Source organism: Pseudomonas sp. FSL R10-1350 (assembly GCF_009600525.1).
GTDB classification, from domain to species: Bacteria; Pseudomonadota; Gammaproteobacteria; order Pseudomonadales; family Pseudomonadaceae; genus Aquipseudomonas; species Aquipseudomonas helleri.
The window spans coordinates 140641-162160 of record NZ_WIVR01000004.1 but is presented as its reverse complement, the minus strand read 5'-3'; the positions used below and the strand labels follow the sequence as shown (position 1 = coordinate 162160).

Genomic DNA, 21520 nt, shown 5'->3' with positions numbered 1-21520 from the left:
GAGAGATAGCCGCCTTTTTCATACCTGGCTGTAACGCTTATTTAGCCAGTTTGAACGCCATGATGTAGTCACCCTTTTGGGTGCCCAGACCACCATGACCACCGGCCATGACGAGCACGTATTGGGTGCCGTCCTTGCCTGCGTAGGTCATTGGCGTGGCTTGACCGCCTGCTGGCAGGCGACCTTCCCACAGGACTTTACCGTTGTTCACGTCGTAAGCACGCAGGTATTGGTCCAGGGTGCCGCTCAGGAAAGCAACGCCACCGGCCGTGGTCACGGTCCCGCCCAGGCTTGGAACGCCCATTGGCAGCGGGATCGGTACCGGCGAGCTGTCACGCACGGTGCCGTTCTTGTGTTTCCAGATCACGTTGTTGTTGGTCAGGTCGACCGCTGCAACGTAACCCCACGACGGCGCCTGGCAAGGCAGGCCAACCGGCGACAGCAGCGGCTCAAGGATCACACCGTATGGAGCGCCCTTGTTCGGTTGCACGCCCGAGGTTTCGCCTTTGCGTGGGCCCATGGCTGCTACGTCAGCCTGGGGTACCAGCTTGGAGGTGAACGCCATGTAGCTCGGGTTCAGGAACGCGATCTGACGCACCGGGTCGACCGAAATGCCGCCCCAGTCAAACACGCCGAAGTTGCCCGGGTAAACGATCGAACCTTGCAGCGATGGCGGGGTGTACATGCCGTCGTAACGCAGGGATTTGAAGTTGATCCGGCAGAGCATTTGGTCAAACGGGGTCACGCCCCACATGTCACGCTCGGTCAGTTGCGGCGGGATCATGTTCAGGTCCGAACGCGGTTGGGTCGGCGCGGTGTGGTCACCTGCGACAGCACCGCCCGGCGCCGGGATTTCGCGGATCGGCACGATGTCTTCGCCATTACGACGGTCAACAACGTAGATGCTGCCTTGCTTGGTCGATGCCAGCAGCGCCGGTTTCACGCCGTCAGCAGTCTTCAGGTCCATAAGGGTCGGTTGACCGCCCACGTCCATGTCCCACAGGTCATGGTGAGTGAACTGACGGTACCAGCGAACCTTACCGGTGGTGATGTCCAGTGCCGTCACCCCAGCGCTGTAACGCTCGGAGTCTTCGGTACGGTCGCCACCATATTGGTCAGGCATCTGGTTGCCCATCGGCAGGTAGAGCATGCCGAGGTTTTCATCGACCGCGAACATCGACCACATGTTAGGCGAGTTGCGGGTGTAGGTTTTGCCTTCAGCAATCGGCGTGGTGTCGTCCGGGTTGCCGCTGTCCCAGTTCCAGACCAGCTTGCCGGTGCGTACGTCGTACGCACGGATCACGCCGGATGGCTCGTCAGTGGAGACGTTGTCGGTCACGTGGCCGCCAATCACTACCAGGTCTTTGGTGACCGCAGGTGGCGATGTGGAGTAGTAACCACCGGGTGCAAAGCTGCCGATGTTGTGGCGCAGGTCGACCGAGCCGTGGTCACCGAAGTCTTCGCAGACTTTACCGGTGTCGGCATTGAGGGCGATCAGGCGGGTGTCGGCGGTTGGCAAGAACAGACGACGCGGGCAAGAGTTGCTCGACGTGGCTGCAGCCGGCTCGGCAGCGCTTTGTTCAGTGCTGGCTTTGGCGTAGGCATTTTCGTCGTGATAGCTCACGCCACGGCACGTCATGTGTGCCCAGCCTTTGAAGTTGGCAGCATTTTGCGTGCTGATCTTCGGATCGTAGCGCCAGATTTCCTTGCCGCTGTCCGGATCAAGCGCAATCACCTGGCTGTGCGGCGTGCACACATAGAGCATGCCGTTAACTTTCAGCGGGGTGTTTTCAGCGGTGGTTTCACCCGGGTCATTCGGCCCTGGCATGTCGCCAGTACGCATGGTCCAGGCAGGCACCAGGCTGTGGGCGTTTTGCGGGGTGATTTGTTTCAGTGGCGAGTAACGATCGCCATAGCCGCTACGGCCATAGGACTGCCAGTCACCTTCAGGCATGTCGGGTGCGGTGTTGGCCATGCCCGGAACGGCGTCACGACCCAGCTCGCCCTTGATCTCGCCAGGGTTGGTGAACTGGCTTGCCAGTGCAGCCACACCTGCCAGGACCACGGCGATGCTCAGCGCGCCGGTTGCTACCGGTGCCGACTGGCCGCGCAACAGCGGGCGACGCAACCATGGCAGCAGCAGAACGATGCCGATGGCGAACCACAGGGCCAGACGCGGCACCAGTTGCCACCAGTCCAGACCGACTTCGATCAGCGCCCAGACGGTGCTGGCGAACAGAACCAGTGCGTACAACGCCAGCGCCGCACGGCGCCCGGCGATCAGCAGGGCGCCCGACAGCCCGAAGCCGATACCGGCCAGCAGGTAGTACGTCGATCCGCCGAGTGTCACCAGCTTGATACCCCCGACCAACATGGCCAGGCCCATTAACACCAGCAGGATACCGAGCAATGTCGGCAGCAAGCGGCTTCTACTCAAAGCACCATCAGTGCTCATAGTGAGGTTCTCCGTTGAAGGTAGGATTTAGCGGCAAGCGGCACACCTCAAGTGTGCCGCTGCTGTCTTGCAGCCCGTTCGTCAGAACGAACTTTGAATTTTCAAACCGCCGATCAGGGCGTTATCCACGGTGTAAACACCGCCCGGATGGCGGATGTATTGCAGATTCGGTCGCACCGTCAGCCAGTCGGTAACGTGCACGCCGTAATACAACTCGGCGCTGTACTCAGTGTGCTGAGGTGGCAAGTAGTCCAGATTGCTGGCGTCGTAAACGCCGCGAGCCTGGTTGGTCGCTTCGGCGTTTTTGCGGTAGGCCGGGTTGACGTGAACGCGGGCCATGGCAAAGCCGATGTCGTCTTTGGGGCGTGCATCGAACACGCCTTTGTACACAACGCCTGCCTGGACATAGTTGTCGATGGCGTTGGTTTTTTTGTCATGCAGGGTGGCGTTGGCAAACACCTTCAAGCCACGGGATTGATCACTGGCGCGGCTGGTGAGTTGCTGTTGCACGCCCAACCACAGGCCGTGCTTGCTCGAACTGCTGCGATAGGCTTCGCCGCTCAAGACTGCTGGTTGGCCGTTGGCATCTTTGTAGACGTCGGTGGCTTTGGCGCTGCTGTAGTAATAACCCGCGCGGTATTCGCCCGGCAGGCCATTAAGTGTCGGTGTCCACACCAGTTCAACCGGCAACACCGCACCTTGCGTACCGCTGCCGCTGAGCTTGAAGCCGTTACCGCGATCCAGGTTGGACGGGTTTTGCTCATAGGCACCGACCTGTGCATACAGCTCGGGCGTAAGGTGGTATTTGATGCGCAGCGCCCATTGGCTAACCGGCCAGTTGTACCAGATGCTGCCGGCCCAGTTACCCACCTGCGAGCCGCAGAACGCGAGGTTCTGGAAGTCGCAAGGGAAGCTGTTGAAGTCTTCGCCCTGACCGAAGCGACCGGCCTTGATGTCGAGCTTCTGGTCGAAGAATTTCTGCTGGTACCACATCTGCGTCAGGCGCGTGGTCTGGCCACGGCCCCAGACTTCCTGGGCCGAGGTGAAGCCGCCGACCCGCGGGTCGTTGATGCGGTCATTGCTGATATTGTTGCCATCGCGCTGGGTAATCGTCAGCTGGAATTCAGCGTCGTGCCAGCCCAGGATTTTTTGCAAATCCAGGTGCGTGCCCAGGCCAAACTGATCGCTGTAACGCGCGGTGCGGTCATGGTCGTAGCCGCCGTGCAGGTTGGAGCCGACTTCGCCCACGTAGTCGAGCGAGAAGCTGTAGCCTTGCTTTTCCAGTGCGGTACGAGAGCCGTCCCAATCGCCGAACATCCATTTTGAATCGCTGTCGAACGCCGGTGCGGCCTGTACGAAGCTGGCGAAACCCAGGGCAGTAATGCCGCCGATCAGGGTCAGGGCTTTTTGCCCGGCCATAGGGAATAGCGCGCTGTTTTTGCGCAAAGTCAGAAATGTGGACATAGGTCGAGATGAAGGTCTTTTTGGTCGGGCGGTGAGGTGGGTAGCGCTGTCTTTGCAGGCAGGACTCACACTTTCAGAATGTAAGGGCTGGCGTGAAACGTTTCAGCCCTTGATGCGGAAATGATAAAGCGACGAAACGTTTAGAAACAGCACTTTAATTGACATGGATCATTTCGGATTCTGTAACAGTCACCTGCGACCGTTCGTCTCAGGGGCTTTTTGCCTCACGTTCGACGGTGTTTGAGGGAAATGAGGTAGGGAAGGGCATTTGAAAAAAACTGTAGGAGCGAGCTTGCCTCGCGAGCTTTTGCTTTTGAAGATCAAAAGATCGCGAGGCAAGCTCGCTCCTACAACGGCAGGGTTATGACTTAGAACGTCGTGCGCAGGCCTACTTCAACACTGCGGCCCGGTGCCGGGGCGATATCACGCAGGATCGAGCTGGCATAACGCACGGTCTGGTCGGTCAGGTTGTCGCCTTTGACGAAGGCCAGCCACTGGCTGCCGCCCACCGTAAAGTTGTAACCGGCGCTGGCGCCCAGGGTGGTGTAGCCATTGGTGCCCGACTCGTTGTCCGGTACGCGGCCCTGGTTGCTGGCGTGTTCAACATCGACCCGTGCCTGCCAGCGATTGAGTTCCCACAGCAAACCACTGCTCAGGCGCAACGGCGCAATACGGGGCAGCGCTTCGCCGGTGTCGAGGTTGGTGGCGCGGGTGTAGTCGCCCGACAGTTCCAGTGCAAATTTGCCGTAGGCGCTTTCGCCCAGCTTCCAGTGATCCTTGGCCTCAAACCCTACGAAACGTGCGCGCACGCCGGAGTAGGTGTATTCCGGAATACCGCTGGCGTCTGGCTCGCCTTCGTCGTTCAGGGTGTGGCCCGTGCCGAGCAGGCCGATGTAGTTGGAGAAGTGGCTGTAGAACACGCCAACGCTGCCGTTGTGGGTGCCATTGTCAAAGCGCAGGGCCAGATCGCTGGACACGGCTTTTTCTTTTGACAGGTTCGGGTTGCCCAACTCGTAAGTGCCGGTGGCAACGTGGGCGCCGTTGGCATACAGCTCGTAGAAAGTCGGCGCGCGCTCGGTGTAGCCCAGCGTTGCGGCCAGCGACCAGATCGGTGTCAGGGTGAACACCGCGCCTGAAGACAGGCTGCCCGCGGTGAAGCGCTTGGAGTTGTCGGCCGCTTCGAAGCGCTCATTGCCCTTGGCATTCGGGTCAACCACGGTGTGTTCCAGGCGCCCGCCGAGGCTGAGTTTAAGTCGCTCGGTGGCTTGCAGCTCTTCAAGAATAAACAGCGCGCCGGTGGTGGTGTCGGTCTGCGGTACGAAAGCCTCTTCGCCGAGGGCCGAGAATTCGTTGCGGTTGACCTGCGCGCCAATCACCCCGTTCAGTGGGCCGATCGGCACATGACGCGCTTCAACACGCGCTTCGTAGCCTTTGTTCTTGAAGGTGGTGCCGACTTCGCCGCCTTCGATTTCACGGTGTTCGTAATCGGTGTAGCCAGCGTTCAGTTTGAGCGAGCTGAACGGGCCTTGCAGGTTGCGGATCTCCGAGGCGAAGGCGTAGTGATCCTGCTTCATGCGGATGCGCACGTCGTCTTCGGCAGGGGAACCGTAATTGGAGTCGTAGTTGCTGTAAGAGATGCCCGCGTAGCCGTCATCCCATGTGTAGGAACCGCCAACCGCGCCGCCGTCCTGTCGGCCACTGCTATTGCTCAGGCGGCCTTTCTTTTGATCGCTGTCATCTTCGCCTTCCGGGGCGTGGCGATCGCGGGCGTAACCGGGGATTTTCAGGTCATTGAACTGACGTGCGTTGGCGTCCAGGTGCAGGGCAAACGTGCCGTTACCGGCTTCCAGCTTGCCTGCGCTGCTGCGCGTGGTGTCGGCGCCGCCATAGCGCAATTCGCCTGCACCCTGAATGCCGTTGATGGCTTCGGTGGGGATGCGGTTGTCGAAGGTATTGACCACGCCACCGATGGCGTTGCCGCCGTAGAGCAGGGCGGCCGGGCCACGGACGATTTCAATGCGCTCAACGTTGACCGGGTCCAGTGGCACGGCGTGGTCGTAGGACAGCGACGAGGCGTCCAGTGCGCCCACGCCATTGCGCAAAATGCGGATCCGGTCGCCGTCCAGGCCGCGAATGATCGGTCGGCTGGCGCCCGGTCCGAAGTAAGACGACGACACACCCGGTTGCTTGTTCAGGGTTTCACCCAGGCTGCCTTGTTGCTGGAGCGTCAGGTCATCACCTTCTAATACCGTGGTGGGAGAAGCCAATTGGCTGCTGCCCAGCGGGTTACCAGTGATGACTTGGGGTTGCAGCTCCAGTGCATAGGCGGGGGAGGCGATAAGCAGGGCCGTGGCGAGCGGCGTCAAACGCAGACGGCGCAGTGAGCGTGGCAAAGCAGGGGAGGACATTGCAGATTCCTTGGCAAGGGTGATGAAACGCGTGGCGCTGAGCGCTCTGGATAACGACTGTATCGTTACAATATAACATCGCATTTGGTCGCGCCAAGCGGAACTTTTTCTGCAAGGGCGCAGGCCCGGCTAAACTCACCGTGTTCCAAATGACTGGCCCCTGAGCTAAGGTGCGCGGCTTTCCTACTTCTGCTTAAAAAAGGCTCGGCATGACTGAACCCAACAACAACCCCCTGCACGGCGTGACGCTGGAACAGATCCTGATTGCGCTGGTGGCGCATTACGAGTGGGAAGGGCTGGCCGAGCGCATTGATATTCGCTGCTTCAAAAGCGATCCGAGCATCAAGTCGAGCCTGACGTTTTTGCGCAAAACGCCGTGGGCCCGTGAGAAGGTCGAGAAGCTCTATGTGAAATACGCCCGCACCAAGCGCGAGCTCTGATCGGCGTATGCGTGCAGCGCACACTCACCGCTGGTTAGCATTAATGGCCATTCTGGGCTGGAGCGGGTTGGCGATTCAGCTCGACCTGGTGCTGATTGCCCGCTGGACATCCGGCGCTAGCCTGCTGGGCGGGCTGGTCAATTACTTCAGCTTTTTCACGGTGCTGACCAATACCCTGACCGCCACTGTGCTGACTTACGCCGCTCTTACGCAGGACTCCAAGGGCCGGAGGTTTTTCTTGCAGCCGTGGGTCAGCAGCGGGATTGCTGTAAGCATCATCGTGGTGGGCGCCGCCTACAGCTTGTTGCTGCGCAACCTTTGGCAACCGCAGGGGCTGCACTGGCTGGCCAATGAACTGTTGCACGATGTCATGCCCGTGCTGTTCACCTTGTACTGGTGGTTTTGCGTGCCCAAAGGCATGTTGCGCCTGAGCCACATCGCGGTGTGGGCGTTGTACCCGATTGTGTACTTTGCCTATTTGCTGTGGCGCGGGCATACGCTGGGCATGTACCCGTACCCGTTTATTGATGTCAACAAACTGGGGTATGCGCAGACGTTTGTGAACGCGTTGGGGATTCTGGCGGGGTTTGTGGCGGTGGCGTTGCTGATGGTGGCGATTGACCGCTGGCGCGGCCGATCAACCGCCAAACCTCTGTAGGAGCGAGCTTGTCTCGCGATCTTTTGATCGCTTAAAAGATCGCGAGGCAAGCTCGCTCCTACACAGGGAATGTAAGGGATTACTCTTCCGGGCTGTCGTCCAGGCGCCAGTAACCCACGGCTTTAACGAATTCATCGTTGAGGCCGTGGGTGTCGAGCAAGATGCGACGCACTTTGCGTGACAGCGCGCTTTCAGTCGCGACCCAGGTGTACAGGTCGCCTGCTGGAACCTGCAAGTTTTTGACGGTGCTCAGCAGGTCTTCTGCTGGCGCATCGCGGTGCACCCAAATCACTTCAACCGATGCAGCGCTGTTCAGCGGCTGTTGTTCCTGCGCGTTTTCAATTTCAACCACCACCAGCGCACGGCGATTGGCCGGTAGCTCTTCGAGACGGCGGGCAATGGCCGGCAGAGCGGTTTCATCGCCGATCAGCAGGTAGCTGTCGAAGATATCCGGCACGATCATCGAGCCGCGTGGGCCGCCGATGTGCAGGAACTGGCCCGGTTGGGCTTGCGCGGCCCAGGTGGAGGCAGGGCCGTCGCCGTGCAAGACAAAATCCAGATCCAGCTCAAGCGCGTCCAGGTCGTAGCGGCGCGGGGTGTAGTCGCGCATGGGCGGCATGACTTTGTTTTTGATCCCGCCGCTCAGTTCCACGTTCTCCAGAGCGCTTTGTTCTTCGGCGGTCTGCGGGAAAAACAGCTTTACGTGGTCGTCGCTGCCCAGGCTGATAAAACCGGCCAACTCGGGGCCGCCCACCGTGATGCGGCGCATGCGCGGGGTCAGGTCGACCACGCGCAGCACCTCCAACTTGCGACGTTTGATTTCATGCATGACGCGGTGAATGGTTTGGGGGTTAGCGGTATTCATTCAGCGTTCTCCTGCGCAGGCTGGGCAGTAACAGGGCCATCGACGATGGCTTTGGCGGTGTTGTTAAGCAGGTCGCGTACCCGGGCAATTTCTGCCGGGTTCCAGCGGCCGTGGTGCATCTGCAAGGCATGGCGCAGGTTGTGCACCGCCTCGTGAATTTCGGCAGGCCGGTCATGGCCGCGCAGCGAGCGCTTGCTGACGTCGATGCGCATGCGCACACCGTCCAGCGCAATGGCTTGATCGAGCAGGGACTGGCGACCGGCGTCGGTCACGCTGTAGCGTTTTTTCCCGCCTTCGGCGTCGCCTTCAATCAGCTCGCTCTCTTCCAGAAAGGTCAGGGTCGGGTAGATCACGCCCGGGCTCGGGCTGTAGGCGCCATCGAACATGCCTTCGATCTGGCGGATCAGGTCGTAGCCATGGCAAGGCTGCTCGGCCACCAGGGCCAGCAGCAGTAATTTCAGATCGCCGGGGGCAAATACCCGCGGGCCTCGGCCGCCGCGTTGACCGGCACGTTTTTCAAAACCGTCTTGACCGACATTGTGTTCACGGTGATGGGGGTGGTGGTGCTCTCTCATTGTCTTCGTCCTCTGTGTGCGAAGCAACTTAAGATATATCTTAAGATTGTGCAAATAGAATTGACGAACGGTAATTGTTCTCATCTTGGTGGGGAGTAGGACAGATGAAAATGGGGCCGCTACGCTGCCCATCGCAACCTTCGGCAGCGGCTACAGGTTTTTACAGGCGCGCAAAGTGACGGGATAGAGCCCTTGCTCAGGGTAAATACGCCCTAGGTAGGGGAATGACTGTGCACCAACCCTGTGCAATACTCGCCGCCGATCTCAGTAGGGCATTTCCCTTTTGAACGTCCGACCCACGAGGTTAGAGGCCTTTGTAAGGGGAGTCAGGCAACCGGCCGGGCTCTTGGAACGCTCTAGTGATGCACATCCAATAACAATTATGAGGTTGTACTTTTATGCCAGTCGGCAACCACCAGCCCCACGGTGAAACCGCGCAGGGCGGCCCGCTCAAACGCGAACTGGGCGAACGCCATATCCGCTTGATGGCGCTTGGCGCCTGTATCGGCGTAGGCCTGTTCCTGGGCTCGGCCAAAGCGATCGAAATGGCCGGTCCGGCCATCATGCTGTCTTACATCCTGGGTGGCCTGGCCATTCTGGTGATCATGCGTGCACTGGGCGAAATGGCCGTGCACAACCCGGTAGCCGGCTCTTTCAGCCGCTATGCGCAAGACTACCTCGGCCCATTGGCGGGCTTTTTGACCGGCTGGAACTACTGGTTCCTGTGGCTGGTGACGTGCGTTGCCGAAATCACCGCCGTGGCGGTGTACATGGGCATCTGGTTTCCGGATGTACCGCGCTGGATCTGGGCCCTCGCGGCACTGCTGAGCATGGGTTCGATCAACCTGATCGCGGTTAAGGCGTTCGGTGAGTTCGAGTTCTGGTTTGCCTTGATCAAGATCGTCACCATCATCGCGATGGTGATCGGCGGCATCGGCATCATTGCCTTCGGTTTCGGCAATGACGGCGTAGCGCTGGGCATCTCCAACCTCTGGACCCAGGGCGGCTTTATGCCGAACGGGATTCAGGGCGTGCTGATGTCGCTGCAAATGGTGATGTTTGCCTACCTGGGCGTCGAAATGATCGGCCTGACCGCCGGTGAAGCTCGCAACCCGCAAAAGACCATCCCGAGCGCGATTGGCTCGGTGTTCTGGCGCATTCTGCTGTTCTACGTGGGCGCACTGTTCGTCATCCTGTCGATCTACCCGTGGAACGAAATCGGCACCCAAGGCAGCCCGTTCGTCATGACGTTCGAGCGCCTGGGCATTAAAACCGCAGCCGGCATCATTAACTTTGTGGTGATCACTGCGGCGTTGTCTTCTTGCAATGGCGGCATTTTCAGCACAGGCCGCATGCTTTACAGCCTGGCGCAAAACGGTCAGGCCCCGGCCAACTTCGCCACCACCTCGCAAAACGGCGTACCGCGCAACGCACTGCTGCTGTCGATTGCCATGTTGCTGCTGGGCGTGGTGCTCAACTACCTGGCGCCAGAGAAGGTGTTTGTGTGGGTGACGGCGATTGCGACCTTCGGTGCGATCTGGACCTGGTTGATGATCTTGCTGGCGCAACTGCGTTTCCGCAAAAACCTCAGCCGTGAAGAGGCGGCCGCCCTCAAGTACCGCATGTGGCTGTACCCTTACAGCTCGTTTGCGGCACTGGCGTTCCTGCTGATGGTGGTCGGGCTGATGGCTTACTTCGAAGAAACCCGCGTGGCCCTGTTTGTAGGCCCGGCGTTCCTGATCTTGCTGACGGTGTTGTTCTACGTGTTCAAACTGTCGCCAAAAGATCAGACCGCAGTGGCTTCTTCTGCTCATTAAGGTCTGCTTAAAACGCTGCCTGTAAAAGCGAGCACGCCTCGCGATCTTTTAAAGACCAAAAGATCGCGAGGCACACGTCATGCCTTAGGCGGCATCCCCAGCCGCTTGTTCCAGTCCAGCCACTGGGCCAGCACGGCCATCAGGCCTACGCCCATCAGGGCGCTGAACACTTGCACTGCCCAGCCGTCGCCGCCCAGCGCATTGAACATGTCTGCCAGCGGGGCGAGGATCACGCCCAGGCAGAACACCTCCAGCGAATAACGACCCATGCGGCAGACTTGCCGGACGAGCCACTGTTTCAGCCATTCGCCGTGGGGCACGATTTTGGCCACCACATACACCAAGGCCAGAAAGTGCAGTAAGCGCAGGGGGGACAAGTTGGTCTTGCTGATGGGGTACACCCACTCGCCCAACGCTACGGGCATGACTGCGTCGTGCAGGTGCGGCCATTTCCATGACACCGCCACCAGCCCGGTGACCAGCAGGTAAACCACCGCCCCCAGAAACAACGGTTGTTGGCTTAGCGGCCGATGATCCACCGCAGGGTTGTCCTGGCCATACAGCGCCAGCGCGCCGCCGAGAATAAACAGGAACTGCCAGGCAATCGGGTTGAAAAACCACACGCCGCCTTCTTGTGAGGCGAAGTTCCAGTACGGCGCTATCAAGTACAGCGCCAGCGAAACACCCACCACGTAGCGCGCCTTGCGCAGCAGCATCGGCAGGACCAGCGGCAAGCCAATCAGCAGCACGATGTACAGCGGCAGCGGGTCCATCAGGTTGGGTTTAAAGCGCAGCAGCAACTCATCGGTGAGCGCCTGCTGCGGGTTGCTCAAGAAGTACTGCAAGCCCATTTCTTGCACCAGATCACGGGTTTCAACGTGGCTGTTGGCAAAAAAGACGATGCCCATCAACACGGCAAGCAAGAAGATATGCACCACATACAGCACCCAGGCGCGGCGCCAGATCTTTACGCTGGCGATCAACAAGCCATCACGCCGGGCAATCTTGCCGTAGGCCAGCACGGCGGCATAACCGGCCAGAAAGACAAAAATCTCCGCGGCATCACTGAAACCGAAATTACGCACGGTCATTTCAGCCAGCGGGTTGTGCGGGATGTGGTCCCAAAAAATAAAGATCAGCGCCAGCCCGCGAAAAAAGTCGATGCGGTGGTCGCGTCCGTTAATCATCACGGCAAATTCTCAAACAGAAGTTAATAAAGACTGACGCGCGTAACAGAAATTGCACGCCGCACATCGGCGGCGCGCAGGGTGAGGCTATTGGGCGATAAATGCAAAGTGCGGGTATTACTGATTGTCACGACCGCTCAGTTTTATTCGTCGAGGATGATCGATGGTTGTTTTTTATCCAGGAGGGTTTGCGTGAGTTTGACCAGCACTTCGTCGAGTTCAGCGCGGGCTTTGAGTTGTAACGCGTAGTAATCCTCGTCGAGCATTGGCGCTTTGGTAAACACCTTTTGCTCATCCACCCCCAGCTTTTGCGCCAGGGCTTTCAAGTCATGAGTCAGCGTTTGAAGGGCATCGCTGTCGCCTTCGGCCTGCTTTTCGGCCCACTGTTCCTGCAGATCCTGCAACTGATCGATGTCTTTGATGCGCTGTAAGTGCGGCTCACGCTCAGCCTCAATCTCTGCGCCGTAGTGCTCAGTCAGGTAATCCACCCAGGGCTCTTCCTCGAGCATTTTTTTCGGCAGGTAGCCGGTGATTTTTTCCTGGTTAATAACCAGGTTAAAAGCCTCTTCAATTTGCGCGGGAGTGATTTTCGCCAGGGTGCGAAACTTCATATGCGAAGGCTGCCAAGGCAGTTCCAGGCGGTCGCCGAGGTCGACCTGATAGATCAATTGCACTTCGAGCGGGTCAGGTTTGAGTTCTGCGATCTGTCCCGGTGAAAGCCGTGCTTCCTCGCGGGCTGTGTTGTAGGCGCTGGTCTGGAGGTCGATTTGGGTTTGGGCAATGTCATCCAGTTGCAGCAGGCGTGTACGGCCCTTGATCAACTTCAGCAGTTCGGTCTCTTTGGCGACGCCTTGCAGTAGACCGATTTCATGCAGCAGCACCTTGTAGCCAAATCGGCTGAATACCGTCTGGACGCGGTCAATGCAGGTTTGATGCTCAACCGCGCCGCCAAAAAATTCGTGCCTGAGCGAAGTGTCTTCAGCGGCCGCCGCGATGACACGCCACACTCGTTGGGTTAGTTGTTCGCGTGCAAAGCGGAAGTCCGGCGATTCCGACAGGTCATGAATCACCCTGAAAAAGTCCCGATTGCCGGGCTCGGCCTGCACGGCCGACCAGAGTTCGAGTTGGTCCAGGCGTTGCTCGGAATGCTGCGTGTTATCCAGCCAGACGTCTGCCGGATGTGGCTCAGCGCCTCGCGCATGCACGCGCGCTTCAAAGCGCAAGCCCAGTTGTTCTCGGTAAGCCAACACTGCTTCAAGCGTGGCGGCGGGCAGGGGGTTGCCATGAACATAGGTGCTGCGCAAACGTTCCCGAGACAACTGGAAATAACTCTGCGGTAAAGCGGTCAGGTTGTTCTCGCGAAGATCAAGATTCGTCAGTTCCTGCAGCGTTTCGATGCCCGAGGGCCATGTGCTGAGGCGAGTGTTTCTGAGGTTCAGTTGCTGCAATTGATTCATGTGGGTGAAGTCGGGCACTTCACCCAGTGGGTTGTTGTTAAGGTCCAGCACGTTCAGTTGTGTCATTTCGCTGAGCTTGCCGGCCTCTTCAACGGACAGGGTAATGCTGTTGCCGCCCAGGTTCAGATGGGTCAATGAGGCCAAATCGAAAATGCTTGAAGGTATTTCCAGCAAGTGCGTTGAGTTCAGTGTGAGTGATCTCAAACCGGAGAATTGCCGCAGAAGTCCATTGATATCGGGTTGCAGGTAAAAGTTCTTGAACTGCAGTTGTTTGACATGGCTGAAGTCTGCGGTGAGTTCGGGGAACGTCCCGAGATGGATTCCTTCTATGTTCAGCGTTTCACCCAGTGACGTTTCAATACCGCCCAGGGGCTGAGTGATTCTTCGTTGCCAGCATTTGATCAACTTGTTGATGACCCGCTGTTTATCTACGGGGTTTACCAGGCGTACATGGTGGCGGCTGACCTGAGCCAGTTCCGGCGGTTTGGCTTTCCAGTTTTCGAGGTCTTTGACCAGCGTTCGAAACTCTGTCTTCAAGGCCTCAAGGCGCTGCAAGCCTTCGCGACTGTAGAGGTCTTCAAGCCCCAAAAACTCTTCAACTGCCTCGGCTGTATGGGTTGGGTACAACTCGGTTATCAGGCTTCTGACTCGCCGCGGGGTTGATCTGAAGCAGGCGAACGGTGTGCGGGCGCAGCGCGCGGCGGCCGGCTGAGGGAATGAATCGACGGGGCGTCCTTTTGCCAGTCGCATCGGTGAGGGTTCTCGTGTGCGGGGTATTTGCAATACGTCCCGCAGGGCGCTGCGGCTCATGGGTGCGCGTTGCGCCAGCGCTGCCTTGAGGGCCGGGCCCTGGGCCGGATGGGGAAACCCCAGTGCTTGGCGTTGTGCATCGGGCAGGGCATGCAACACGCTGGCATAGAGGTCATCCAGGCCATGCAGGTTAAGGTGGTTGGCGTCGTAGGTTTGATACTGGCTGCCTTCCTTGACCAGCACTTTACGGATCGGCGCATCGGCTGCGCCCACATGGTCGAGCAACGGGCCTGAAAACTCGCCGTCACGCACTTCGATGCGCACGTCTTTCGACCAGCCCGGCATGTCCGCAAGGCTGTGCAAAAGCAGCTTTTGCGTGTCGGCATTGTTCAGGTATTCAAGGTAAAGGCCTTCAAAGGCACGTGTCAGGCGCAGCTCCTGAGCGTAAAGGTTGGCTTCCTGGGCAATGCGCACGGGCACCCGTATTTGCTTGTCGAGTACTTCAAACTCGGCTTGCGTGGCAGAGGCCAGCAGCTCATCGATCACCGGGCCGGGGAGGGTGGGGAAGCGCTTGAGCAATTGCCGCGCAGCAGGGGAGTCGGGCATGGGCGGCGACGTGTAGCGCGACGCAAAGAGTTTGTCCGTCCGTTGCCTGGCTCGCCGGGTCAGGCGTTTGTGCAAGGCTTCGGCCTTTTCCGTCAAGCTGCTGCCAATCTCACCCTGCTCAGTACTGAGCCCCACCAGCGCGGTTACTTCTTCGGGAGCCAAGGATTCGAGCACGACTTTCAACATCTCACCTCGGCGCAACTGGCTGTCGAGGACTTGGATGATGGGCAGTTTTTTGGTCAGGTTATTGCCGTACTCGCTGATGGTTTTACCCTGGATATCAATAAAACGCAGGGCTTTGGTGGGAGGCCACATATCCTCCTCAACGAGTAGTTGGAGCTGAATCTGTGGGTCGGCCGTTCGATCTCCCGCCTGCATCCGCTGGATAAAACGTTGCAAGTCCTGGTCGATGGCCAAGCGTGTGATGCTGTCATTGAGCAGTGCCGGAGGCGGACTTTGGTCGACGTGCACCTGACGCAGTTCAGCGTCGTCAACAGCGCAGGCATGCAGCATCTGTTCAACCGTTTCACTGTCAACGGTGCTCAAGGTGGGGTGCAAGCGCCTGAACAAGGTGTTTTCATCCCAGTCGGCAAGCTCTTCTGCCGCGTGTTTCCAGGCACCATAGTTGTTATGCGACAGTTCGGGCCCGTAGGTTGTTGGCTCCGTTGGATGAAGCAGTCGATACGTCTGTTTGCCGGTTTTTTCGACGCTGTAGTGCTTGTCTTCCAGTTTCAGGTAATAGCGGCTCATGTGGTAATACAGGCCCTTCGCATCGGGTTTAAGCGCCGGGGGCAGGCTGATGTCATGTTCGAAGGGGGTGATATCGGGTTTCCAAAGCTTGGTTTGGCCCTCTTCTTGGCTAAAGACCGCCAGTTCCTCAATCAGCGGGACAGGTTTTACCGGCAACGGGCGGGCGAAATCCGAGGCTAATTTGCCGATTGCCGCGGCAGTGGCCAGATTGATCAGCACGCCTTTGGTGTAGGCCCAGGCGAGGTCCTTGTCATCTTGCTCCCAGGCCTCAATGCCGTGGTAAACGTCGTTCATGATCTGCGCTGCAAATACCACGGCCATGACCTCGCCCAGCCCCGGCACAAAGAATGCGGCAACGTTCAGCACATTCAGGCTGACGTCCAGGTAGTGCTCCAGGCGCTCCAGTAAGGCGATGCGATTGATGTCATCGGTCGGCACCGCGAGGAACCGCGCATCCGCCATCATTTGCAGGGTCTTGCGGGTATATAAATGCTCAAAAAGATTGCCGGAGACAGGCTGTTGGGTCATGCCCAACGGGTCTCTGCCGCCTTTTGCAAAACGGTTATTAAAACGTTTGGTCAGTGCAAGTTTCTGTGATTGAGGGGCCAGGTGAATAAAGAACTCACGGTAAGTGGCATCCTGCAATTTAATCATCAAGTCGGCGTGGGCGGCTCTTAAGTTGTCGTACTCTTTCAAGCAACTGATCGGGTCGCCGGGGATATAAACAATACAGCGTTGTTCTTGTTCAAGCGGGTCGCCGTGAAAAAGAATCATGGATGAGAACTGCACCTCATCCAGTTTCATATAGTTGCAAGTAATGGGCAGGCTGCCATACAAGGCCCGTTCATCTCCCGCACCAAAGCGCATTAAAGTGGCGTGGGTCTCGGGCTTGATATGTTTATTCATCAAGGCCACATCGGCCTGCAATAACAGCGTGCTGCGCTCATGGGCGCTAAAGACAGAGGCGATCGCGAGTTTGTCCCGGGCCTGCGGCGGGCTGACAATGGCGGCCAGATGTTCCTGGTAACGTTTGCCGATATCCAGTTCCCGGCATAAATGGGCGAAGGCTACGGGGTCAATCTCAAGCAGTTTTGGCGCCGGGTCGCTGGAGCGCGTGGACTTGTAATCCCAGAGATGTGAGCCCCACGGAATGCCGCCTGCTTCGGCCTGCTCAGGCAAAAAGTTGTGCAGGGCGGCCTGCAAGAGCGTCTGCGTGGCCCGGCTCTCAATCTCCTTTGTGTAGGTATTGAGCGTCGTGAGAGGGATTACGTTTTTTCTGACATCACAGGCAATCCCGAACGCTTTCAGCAAGGCGTCCTGCAACAGGGGTTCGGCAAAGGCCTCGACACTGCTGATGTCGTCCAGGTACTGGCGAAGATTGATCAGGTTAGTACGAGACAGTGCCTGATGTTCGCGAAGACCTTGTTGCTGTTCAGCACTCAGGAGGTTGTAACCGGGCACGGGTGGATAGGCTTGATTGTGCAGGGCTGGAAGCAATGAAGCATGAAAGTTATTGATTGCTGATTGGGCCTTGGCTTTGATCAGGTCGTGATGAATGCCCAAGTCTTTTAAATCAGGCGGTTTTAATGAAGTGTTGGTTAACGGAACAGTCGACATGAGTAATATCCGCAGTAGGGAAAGTCATGCCAGTCTAGAAACAATGTTGTGGCTATTAATAGGTTAAATAACTGATGGTGAGGGCGGTCAGTTAAACAAGTATTCAAGTGTTGTTGTTAACTATGTAATGCCTTATTGCTTTGCCGTTGTGTTGGGGCTTTTCCCGAACATCAAAACTGATGATGTTCGGGAAGAGGCTTATGATCACGCAGCGGCGATCACGTCAGGTTCAAAACTGTCCGCCCGGGCCATTTGCCACATGCGCGAGTAGAACTCGCCATTGGCCTCTCCGGTCAGCAACTCGCCGGGTTTGAGGAATACGTGCAACTGTGAGAACAGCTTGATTTCTGTGCGCGAGATGCGTCGTACCAAATGCTTGGCATTCAGTTGTGCGGGGTGCTCAAGGCCCGCCGCCGCAAGCATTTCGGCCAGCGCCTTGAGGGTGTTGGTGTGGAACTGGAACACCCGCTGAGCTTTGTCGGGCACCACCAGGGCGCGCTGGCGAAGCGGGTCTTGGGTGGCAACGCCGGTCGGGCATTTGTTGGTGTGGCAGCTCTGCGACTGAATGCAGCCAATCGCGAACATAAAGCCGCGTGCCGAGTTGGCCCAGTCCGCGCCAATGGCCAGCACGCTGGCAATATCGTAGGCGCTGACGATTTTGCCGCTGGCCCCGAGCTTGATCTTGTCGCGCAAGTTGAGGCCGACCAGGGTGTTGTGCACAAACAGCAAGCCTTCGCGCATCGGTGCGCCGATGTGGTCGGTGAACTCTACGGGGGCGGCGCCGGTACCGCCTTCCTTGCCGTCAATCACGATGAAGTCAGGCAAGATGCCGGTTTCGAGCATGGCCTTGCAGATCCCCATGAACTCCCACGGGTGGCCCAGGCAGAACTTGAAGCCCACCGGTTTGCCGCCCGACAACTCACGCAGTTGCGCGATGAAGTGCATCATTTCGATGGGCGTTGAAAAGGCGCTGTGGCGTGACGGCGAGATGCAGTCTTCGCCCATTGGCACGCCACGGGTTTCGGCAATTTCCGGGGTGACCTTGTGCTTGGGCAAAATGCCGCCGTGGCCTGGCTTGGCGCCTTGGCTCATTTTGATTTCGATCATGCGCACTTGCGGGGTTTGCGCCTGGGCGGCAAAGCGCTCCGGGTCGAAGCGGCCATCCGAAGTGCGGCAGCCAAAGTAGCCGCTGCCCAGTTCCCAGGTCAGGTCGCCGCCGTTTTCGCGGTGGTAAGCGCTGATGCTGCCTTCGCCGGTGTCATGGGCAAAGTTGCCGAGTTTGGCGCCTTTGTTCAGGGCGCGAATCGCATTGGCGCTCAACGAGCCAAAGCTCATGGCCGAGATATTAAAAATCGAGGCTGAATACGGCTGGGTGCACTGCGGGCCGCCGATGGTGATGCGAAAGCTACTGGGGTCGGTCAATGGCGCGGGGCGCATGGAGTGGCCGATAAATTCAAAGCCCGGTTCGTACACATCAATCAGCGTGCCGAACGGTTTGTCAGCCGTTTCATTCTTGGCCCGCGAATACACCAACGAGCGTTGCGCCCGTGAAAAGGGCAGCGCGTCACTGTCGGACTCCAACAGGTACTGACGGATTTCCGGGCGAATGGCTTCAACCAGATAACGAATATTGCCCAGAATCGGGTAGTTGCGACGCACCGCGTGGGGGCCCTGGAGCAAATCGAAAATGCCCAGCAGGCTCAGGGCCAACGTCACCGCAGTGAAGGGCCACAGCCACTCGTGATGCATAAAAGGAAGGCTGGCGAGGGTGAAAATGACACAGAAGGCAAAGAAGGCGTAACGGCTTAGTAACGACAGGCTCATACGGTTTTCCTTGGATTTGACGCTCAGGTCGGTCAGGCATTCTGCGCCTGTCGGTAAAGCCCGGACAAGGACTAAGGGCTCTGCGGCCGGGCTGAAGAGCCCTGAGCTTAGTCTGTCCGGGGTGTGCCATGCGCCTGTTGTGCCTGCGAAAAAATCGTAAACAGCCTCTAAATTGCCTCAACGTGTCAGCCATGACGACTGCCCTGCGCGTCCGGGTTGCGGCATGCAAGGGTCAGATCGGCTTGAAGCCTAGCGCCGCACGAAAGCGATTTTTGATGTAGTGACCATCACGCGGTGGCAGCACGCGTGGCGGGTTTTCAGCTTTGATCTTGATGGTCGCCAGCTTGATGCCGTCGCGCGTGGCGACACGCTCGCGCAGGTTGTGCACGCCTTGCATATCACGGATTTCATTGGTCCAGCTGAAGCCGCAGGTCTTCGCGACCTGGTCCAGGGCAATACCAAACCCGGCATGACTGACCTGCATGCCGGTCTCGCCAAAGTGGCCATTATCGAGCACCGCAATGGTCAGGTTGGCGGGTTTCTGAAGGGCGGCGGTGGCCAGGGCGCCGAAGCCCATCAGCAACTCACCATCACCCGTGACGACCACCACCGACTTGTCAGGCTGAGCATTGGCCAGGCCCAGGCCAACGGTGATGGCACTGCCCATCGCCGCCCACAGGTAATAATTCAGATCATGGTCGCCTGCGGCCATGACGTCATAAGCCGCTGAGCCCAGGCCGGTGACGACCAAAAGGTCCTTGCGGTCGGCCAACAGGTTTTTAACGACTTCGCGGCGGCACAGCGTGTGGTTTGCGCTTACTTGACCCATTTCTTTTCTCCAATCAGGCGTTGACCAAGCAGCAGAGCCGTCGCTCTATCACCGTTGAATGCCATGGTTGCGGCACCGTGAAGCAGTGGCGCGACGTCTTGCGGGACGTCCGCGCGCCAGGTCATGACGTTCATCAGCTTCAGTGAAGCTTCGGTGGCCTGGCCCATAGGGTTCTGCCACGCGTTGAATTCAGCCCAGTCGCCGCGCAGGGTGACGACCATCAACAGCGGGAAACCGGCGCACACTTGAAGCGCCAGTGTATTGATGCAGTTTCCGACGCCACTGGACTGCATCAAGAGCGCGCCGCGCTCCCCTCCCAGCCAGGCGCCAGCGAGGTAGCCGATGCCTTCTTCTTCAGTAGTAAGCACGACGGCCTTGATGTCGGGGTCTGCATAAGCCATGCGGATGGCGGCTGAATGCCCCGCATCCGGGACGAAGACCACGTGTTTGACGTTGTGGGCCTTGAGCACGCGAAAGACTTCTGCCTGCCACTCTTGCCCCACGGTGTGTTCTGCTTCTGTTGACATACCCATCTCCCGAGCAGTGCTGTTTTTGTGTTTTCAGCCATTCTGGGAGTGCTGGAACCCAACGGCGACTACCGTTTTTGTCTTTGAGATATGCCCGTTTTGTATCGTTGGTCGCCGTCAGTGTGGTTTGCAGGGCCCACACGGTAGTCTCCACAGGCGCAAGGTCTAACTGATAGACCGAAATGCTATAGCTTGCCCTCAGCCCCCTGAGAGCCTGGGTGCAGAGCCTGCCCGCACGTCTTCATGGCCAATGCACCGGCGGCCTGGCGCCTTCCCCCAGGCAGCATTGCGGGTACACTGAGGCGTCTTCGCCGCATGTCGCGCCGAGCCTGAATTTGACTGGCCTGGTAATGGATGTCGTTCAACTCAAGACCCTGATTCATGTTGCCGAACTGGGGAGCCTTAGTAAGGCCTCTGACCGGCTTCACATCGCACAGCCGGCCCTCAGCCGCCAAATTCGATTGCTGGAAAAAGAACTCGGCACTTATTTGTTTGATCGGCACGGGCGGGGAATGGAAATCACCGATGCTGGCCGCGAAGTGTTGGCGCATGCCACTCGAATCATGGAGGAAATGGAGTCCATACGAAGTTCGGTTGCCGGTGGGAAGTCTTCTTTTCGGGGCACCGTCATCATCGGCACTACGCCGACGGTCGCGGAAATTGCCACGGTCCCGCTGGTTCGAAAAGTCAAAGAACAACATCCAGATCTCGGTATCAGGTTTTCCTCTGCCTACAGCGGTCACCTGCTCGATTGGGTGCAACGTGGGGAGTTGGAACTGGCGATTTCTTATGACCCGCAACCCCTGCACACGCTGCGGATCATGCCGGTGATGATGGAAAACCTGCTATTGGTGGGCCCCGCCAGCGCCAATCTGCGCATGGATACGCCTGTGTCATTCGAGTCTCTGGGAGGGCAACCATTGGTGTTGCCCAGCGCCCGGCACAGTCTTCGCGTCATTCTGGACACCTGTGCGCGTGAAGTCGGCATCAAGCTAAAAACGAGCGTTGAAGCTGACTCTTTTGGCGCGATGATCGATCTGGTCCGCCATGGCTTTGGTTTGACCGCTTTGCCATTAGCGTCGATTCACGCACAGATCGAGTCTGGCGTGCTCAGTGCCGCACCTTTGGTCGACCCTGTCCCCATGCGTAAATTGGTCCAGGTCTTCCCTGCGGACAGGCGTGTCAGCCCGGCTGCAAAATGGGTAGGCGATACGTTTATCGAGATTGCCGCCGACCTTGTAAGCCGCAACATGTGGGCAGGGCACATGCTCTGAACTACTTGATTGGTCTA

14 protein-coding genes are annotated in these 21520 nt (G+C 58.3%); 4 read left to right on the top strand and 10 right to left on the bottom strand.

Translation table 11 applies throughout. From position 1 onward, the window contains the following. Positions 1–37 precede the first annotated feature (37 nt). The 3 genes from GHO25_RS03645 to GHO25_RS03635 all read right to left on the bottom strand — a co-directional run bounded on the left by GHO25_RS03645 (position 38) and on the right by GHO25_RS03635 (position 6327). A complete protein-coding gene (locus GHO25_RS03645) occupies positions 38–2455 on the bottom strand; it encodes a glucose/quinate/shikimate family membrane-bound PQQ-dependent dehydrogenase (protein ID WP_153389910.1) in 2418 nt (805 codons plus the stop codon). An 81-nt stretch (positions 2456–2536) separates the two neighbouring features. Next, positions 2537–3919: a carbohydrate porin gene (locus GHO25_RS03640; protein ID WP_153389909.1), complete on the bottom strand. Its 1383-nt coding sequence runs from the start codon at positions 3917–3919 to the stop codon at positions 2537–2539. A gap of 368 nt (positions 3920–4287) precedes the next feature. Next, the gene (locus GHO25_RS03635; RefSeq protein ID WP_153389908.1) at positions 4288–6327 is read right to left on the bottom strand and encodes a TonB-dependent receptor; all 2040 of its coding nucleotides are present in this window, start codon (positions 6325–6327) and stop codon (positions 4288–4290) included. A 209-nt stretch (positions 6328–6536) separates the two neighbouring features. On the opposite strand from GHO25_RS03635, the gene GHO25_RS03630 reads away from it, so the two are divergent. Both GHO25_RS03630 and GHO25_RS03625 read left to right on the top strand, forming a co-directional pair. Then, on the top strand, positions 6537–6767 hold the full coding sequence (locus tag GHO25_RS03630; RefSeq protein ID WP_048367018.1) for a VF530 family DNA-binding protein: 231 nt from the start codon (positions 6537–6539) through the stop codon (positions 6765–6767). Positions 6768–6774: 7 nt separating this feature from the next. Further along, the gene (locus GHO25_RS03625; protein ID WP_153389907.1) at positions 6775–7425 is read left to right on the top strand and encodes a Pr6Pr family membrane protein; all 651 of its coding nucleotides are present in this window, start codon (positions 6775–6777) and stop codon (positions 7423–7425) included. A gap of 79 nt (positions 7426–7504) precedes the next feature. On the opposite strand, the gene GHO25_RS03620 is transcribed toward GHO25_RS03625, so the two are convergent. Then, positions 7505–8290: a siderophore-interacting protein gene (locus GHO25_RS03620; RefSeq protein WP_153389906.1), complete on the bottom strand. Its 786-nt coding sequence runs from the start codon at positions 8288–8290 to the stop codon at positions 7505–7507. Then, entirely contained in the window at positions 8287–8865 is a 579-nt protein-coding gene (locus GHO25_RS03615; protein WP_048367015.1) for a PadR family transcriptional regulator, read from the bottom strand. Before GHO25_RS03615 ends, GHO25_RS03620 begins: the two co-directional genes overlap by 4 nt. A gap of 398 nt (positions 8866–9263) precedes the next feature. Here GHO25_RS03615 and GHO25_RS03610 point away from each other — a divergent pair, with 398 nt between their 5' ends. After that, positions 9264–10682: an amino acid permease gene (locus GHO25_RS03610; protein WP_048367014.1), complete on the top strand. Its 1419-nt coding sequence runs from the start codon at positions 9264–9266 to the stop codon at positions 10680–10682. Positions 10683–10759: 77 nt separating this feature from the next. Here GHO25_RS03610 and GHO25_RS03605 read toward each other — a convergent pair whose 3' ends face one another. From GHO25_RS03605 to GHO25_RS03585, 5 genes are all read right to left on the bottom strand, one after another. Then, positions 10760–11869 carry an OpgC family protein gene (locus GHO25_RS03605; protein ID WP_153389905.1) on the bottom strand — a complete coding sequence of 370 codons (1110 nt, stop codon included), beginning with the start codon at positions 11867–11869 and terminating at the stop codon, positions 10760–10762. A 143-nt stretch (positions 11870–12012) separates the two neighbouring features. Next, positions 12013–17049, bottom strand: a complete 5037-nt coding sequence (locus GHO25_RS03600; RefSeq protein ID WP_153389904.1) for a dermonecrotic toxin domain-containing protein — start codon at positions 17047–17049, stop codon at positions 12013–12015. A 204-nt stretch (positions 17050–17253) separates the two neighbouring features. Then, positions 17254–18873, bottom strand: a complete 1620-nt coding sequence (locus tag GHO25_RS03595; RefSeq protein ID WP_048367010.1) for an FMN-binding glutamate synthase family protein — start codon at positions 18871–18873, stop codon at positions 17254–17256. A gap of 232 nt (positions 18874–19105) precedes the next feature. Further along, entirely contained in the window at positions 19106–19702 is a 597-nt protein-coding gene (locus tag GHO25_RS03590; RefSeq protein ID WP_153327246.1) for a thiamine pyrophosphate-dependent enzyme, read from the bottom strand. After that, the gene (locus GHO25_RS03585) at positions 19690–20229 is read right to left on the bottom strand and encodes a thiamine pyrophosphate-binding protein (RefSeq protein WP_153389903.1); all 540 of its coding nucleotides are present in this window, start codon (positions 20227–20229) and stop codon (positions 19690–19692) included. The genes GHO25_RS03590 and GHO25_RS03585 overlap by 13 nt, the downstream gene beginning before the upstream one ends. 350 nt (positions 20230–20579) lie before the next feature. On the opposite strand from GHO25_RS03585, the gene GHO25_RS03580 reads away from it, so the two are divergent. Then, positions 20580–21503: a LysR substrate-binding domain-containing protein gene (locus GHO25_RS03580; protein WP_153389902.1), complete on the top strand. Its 924-nt coding sequence runs from the start codon at positions 20580–20582 to the stop codon at positions 21501–21503. Positions 21504–21520 lie beyond the last annotated feature (17 nt).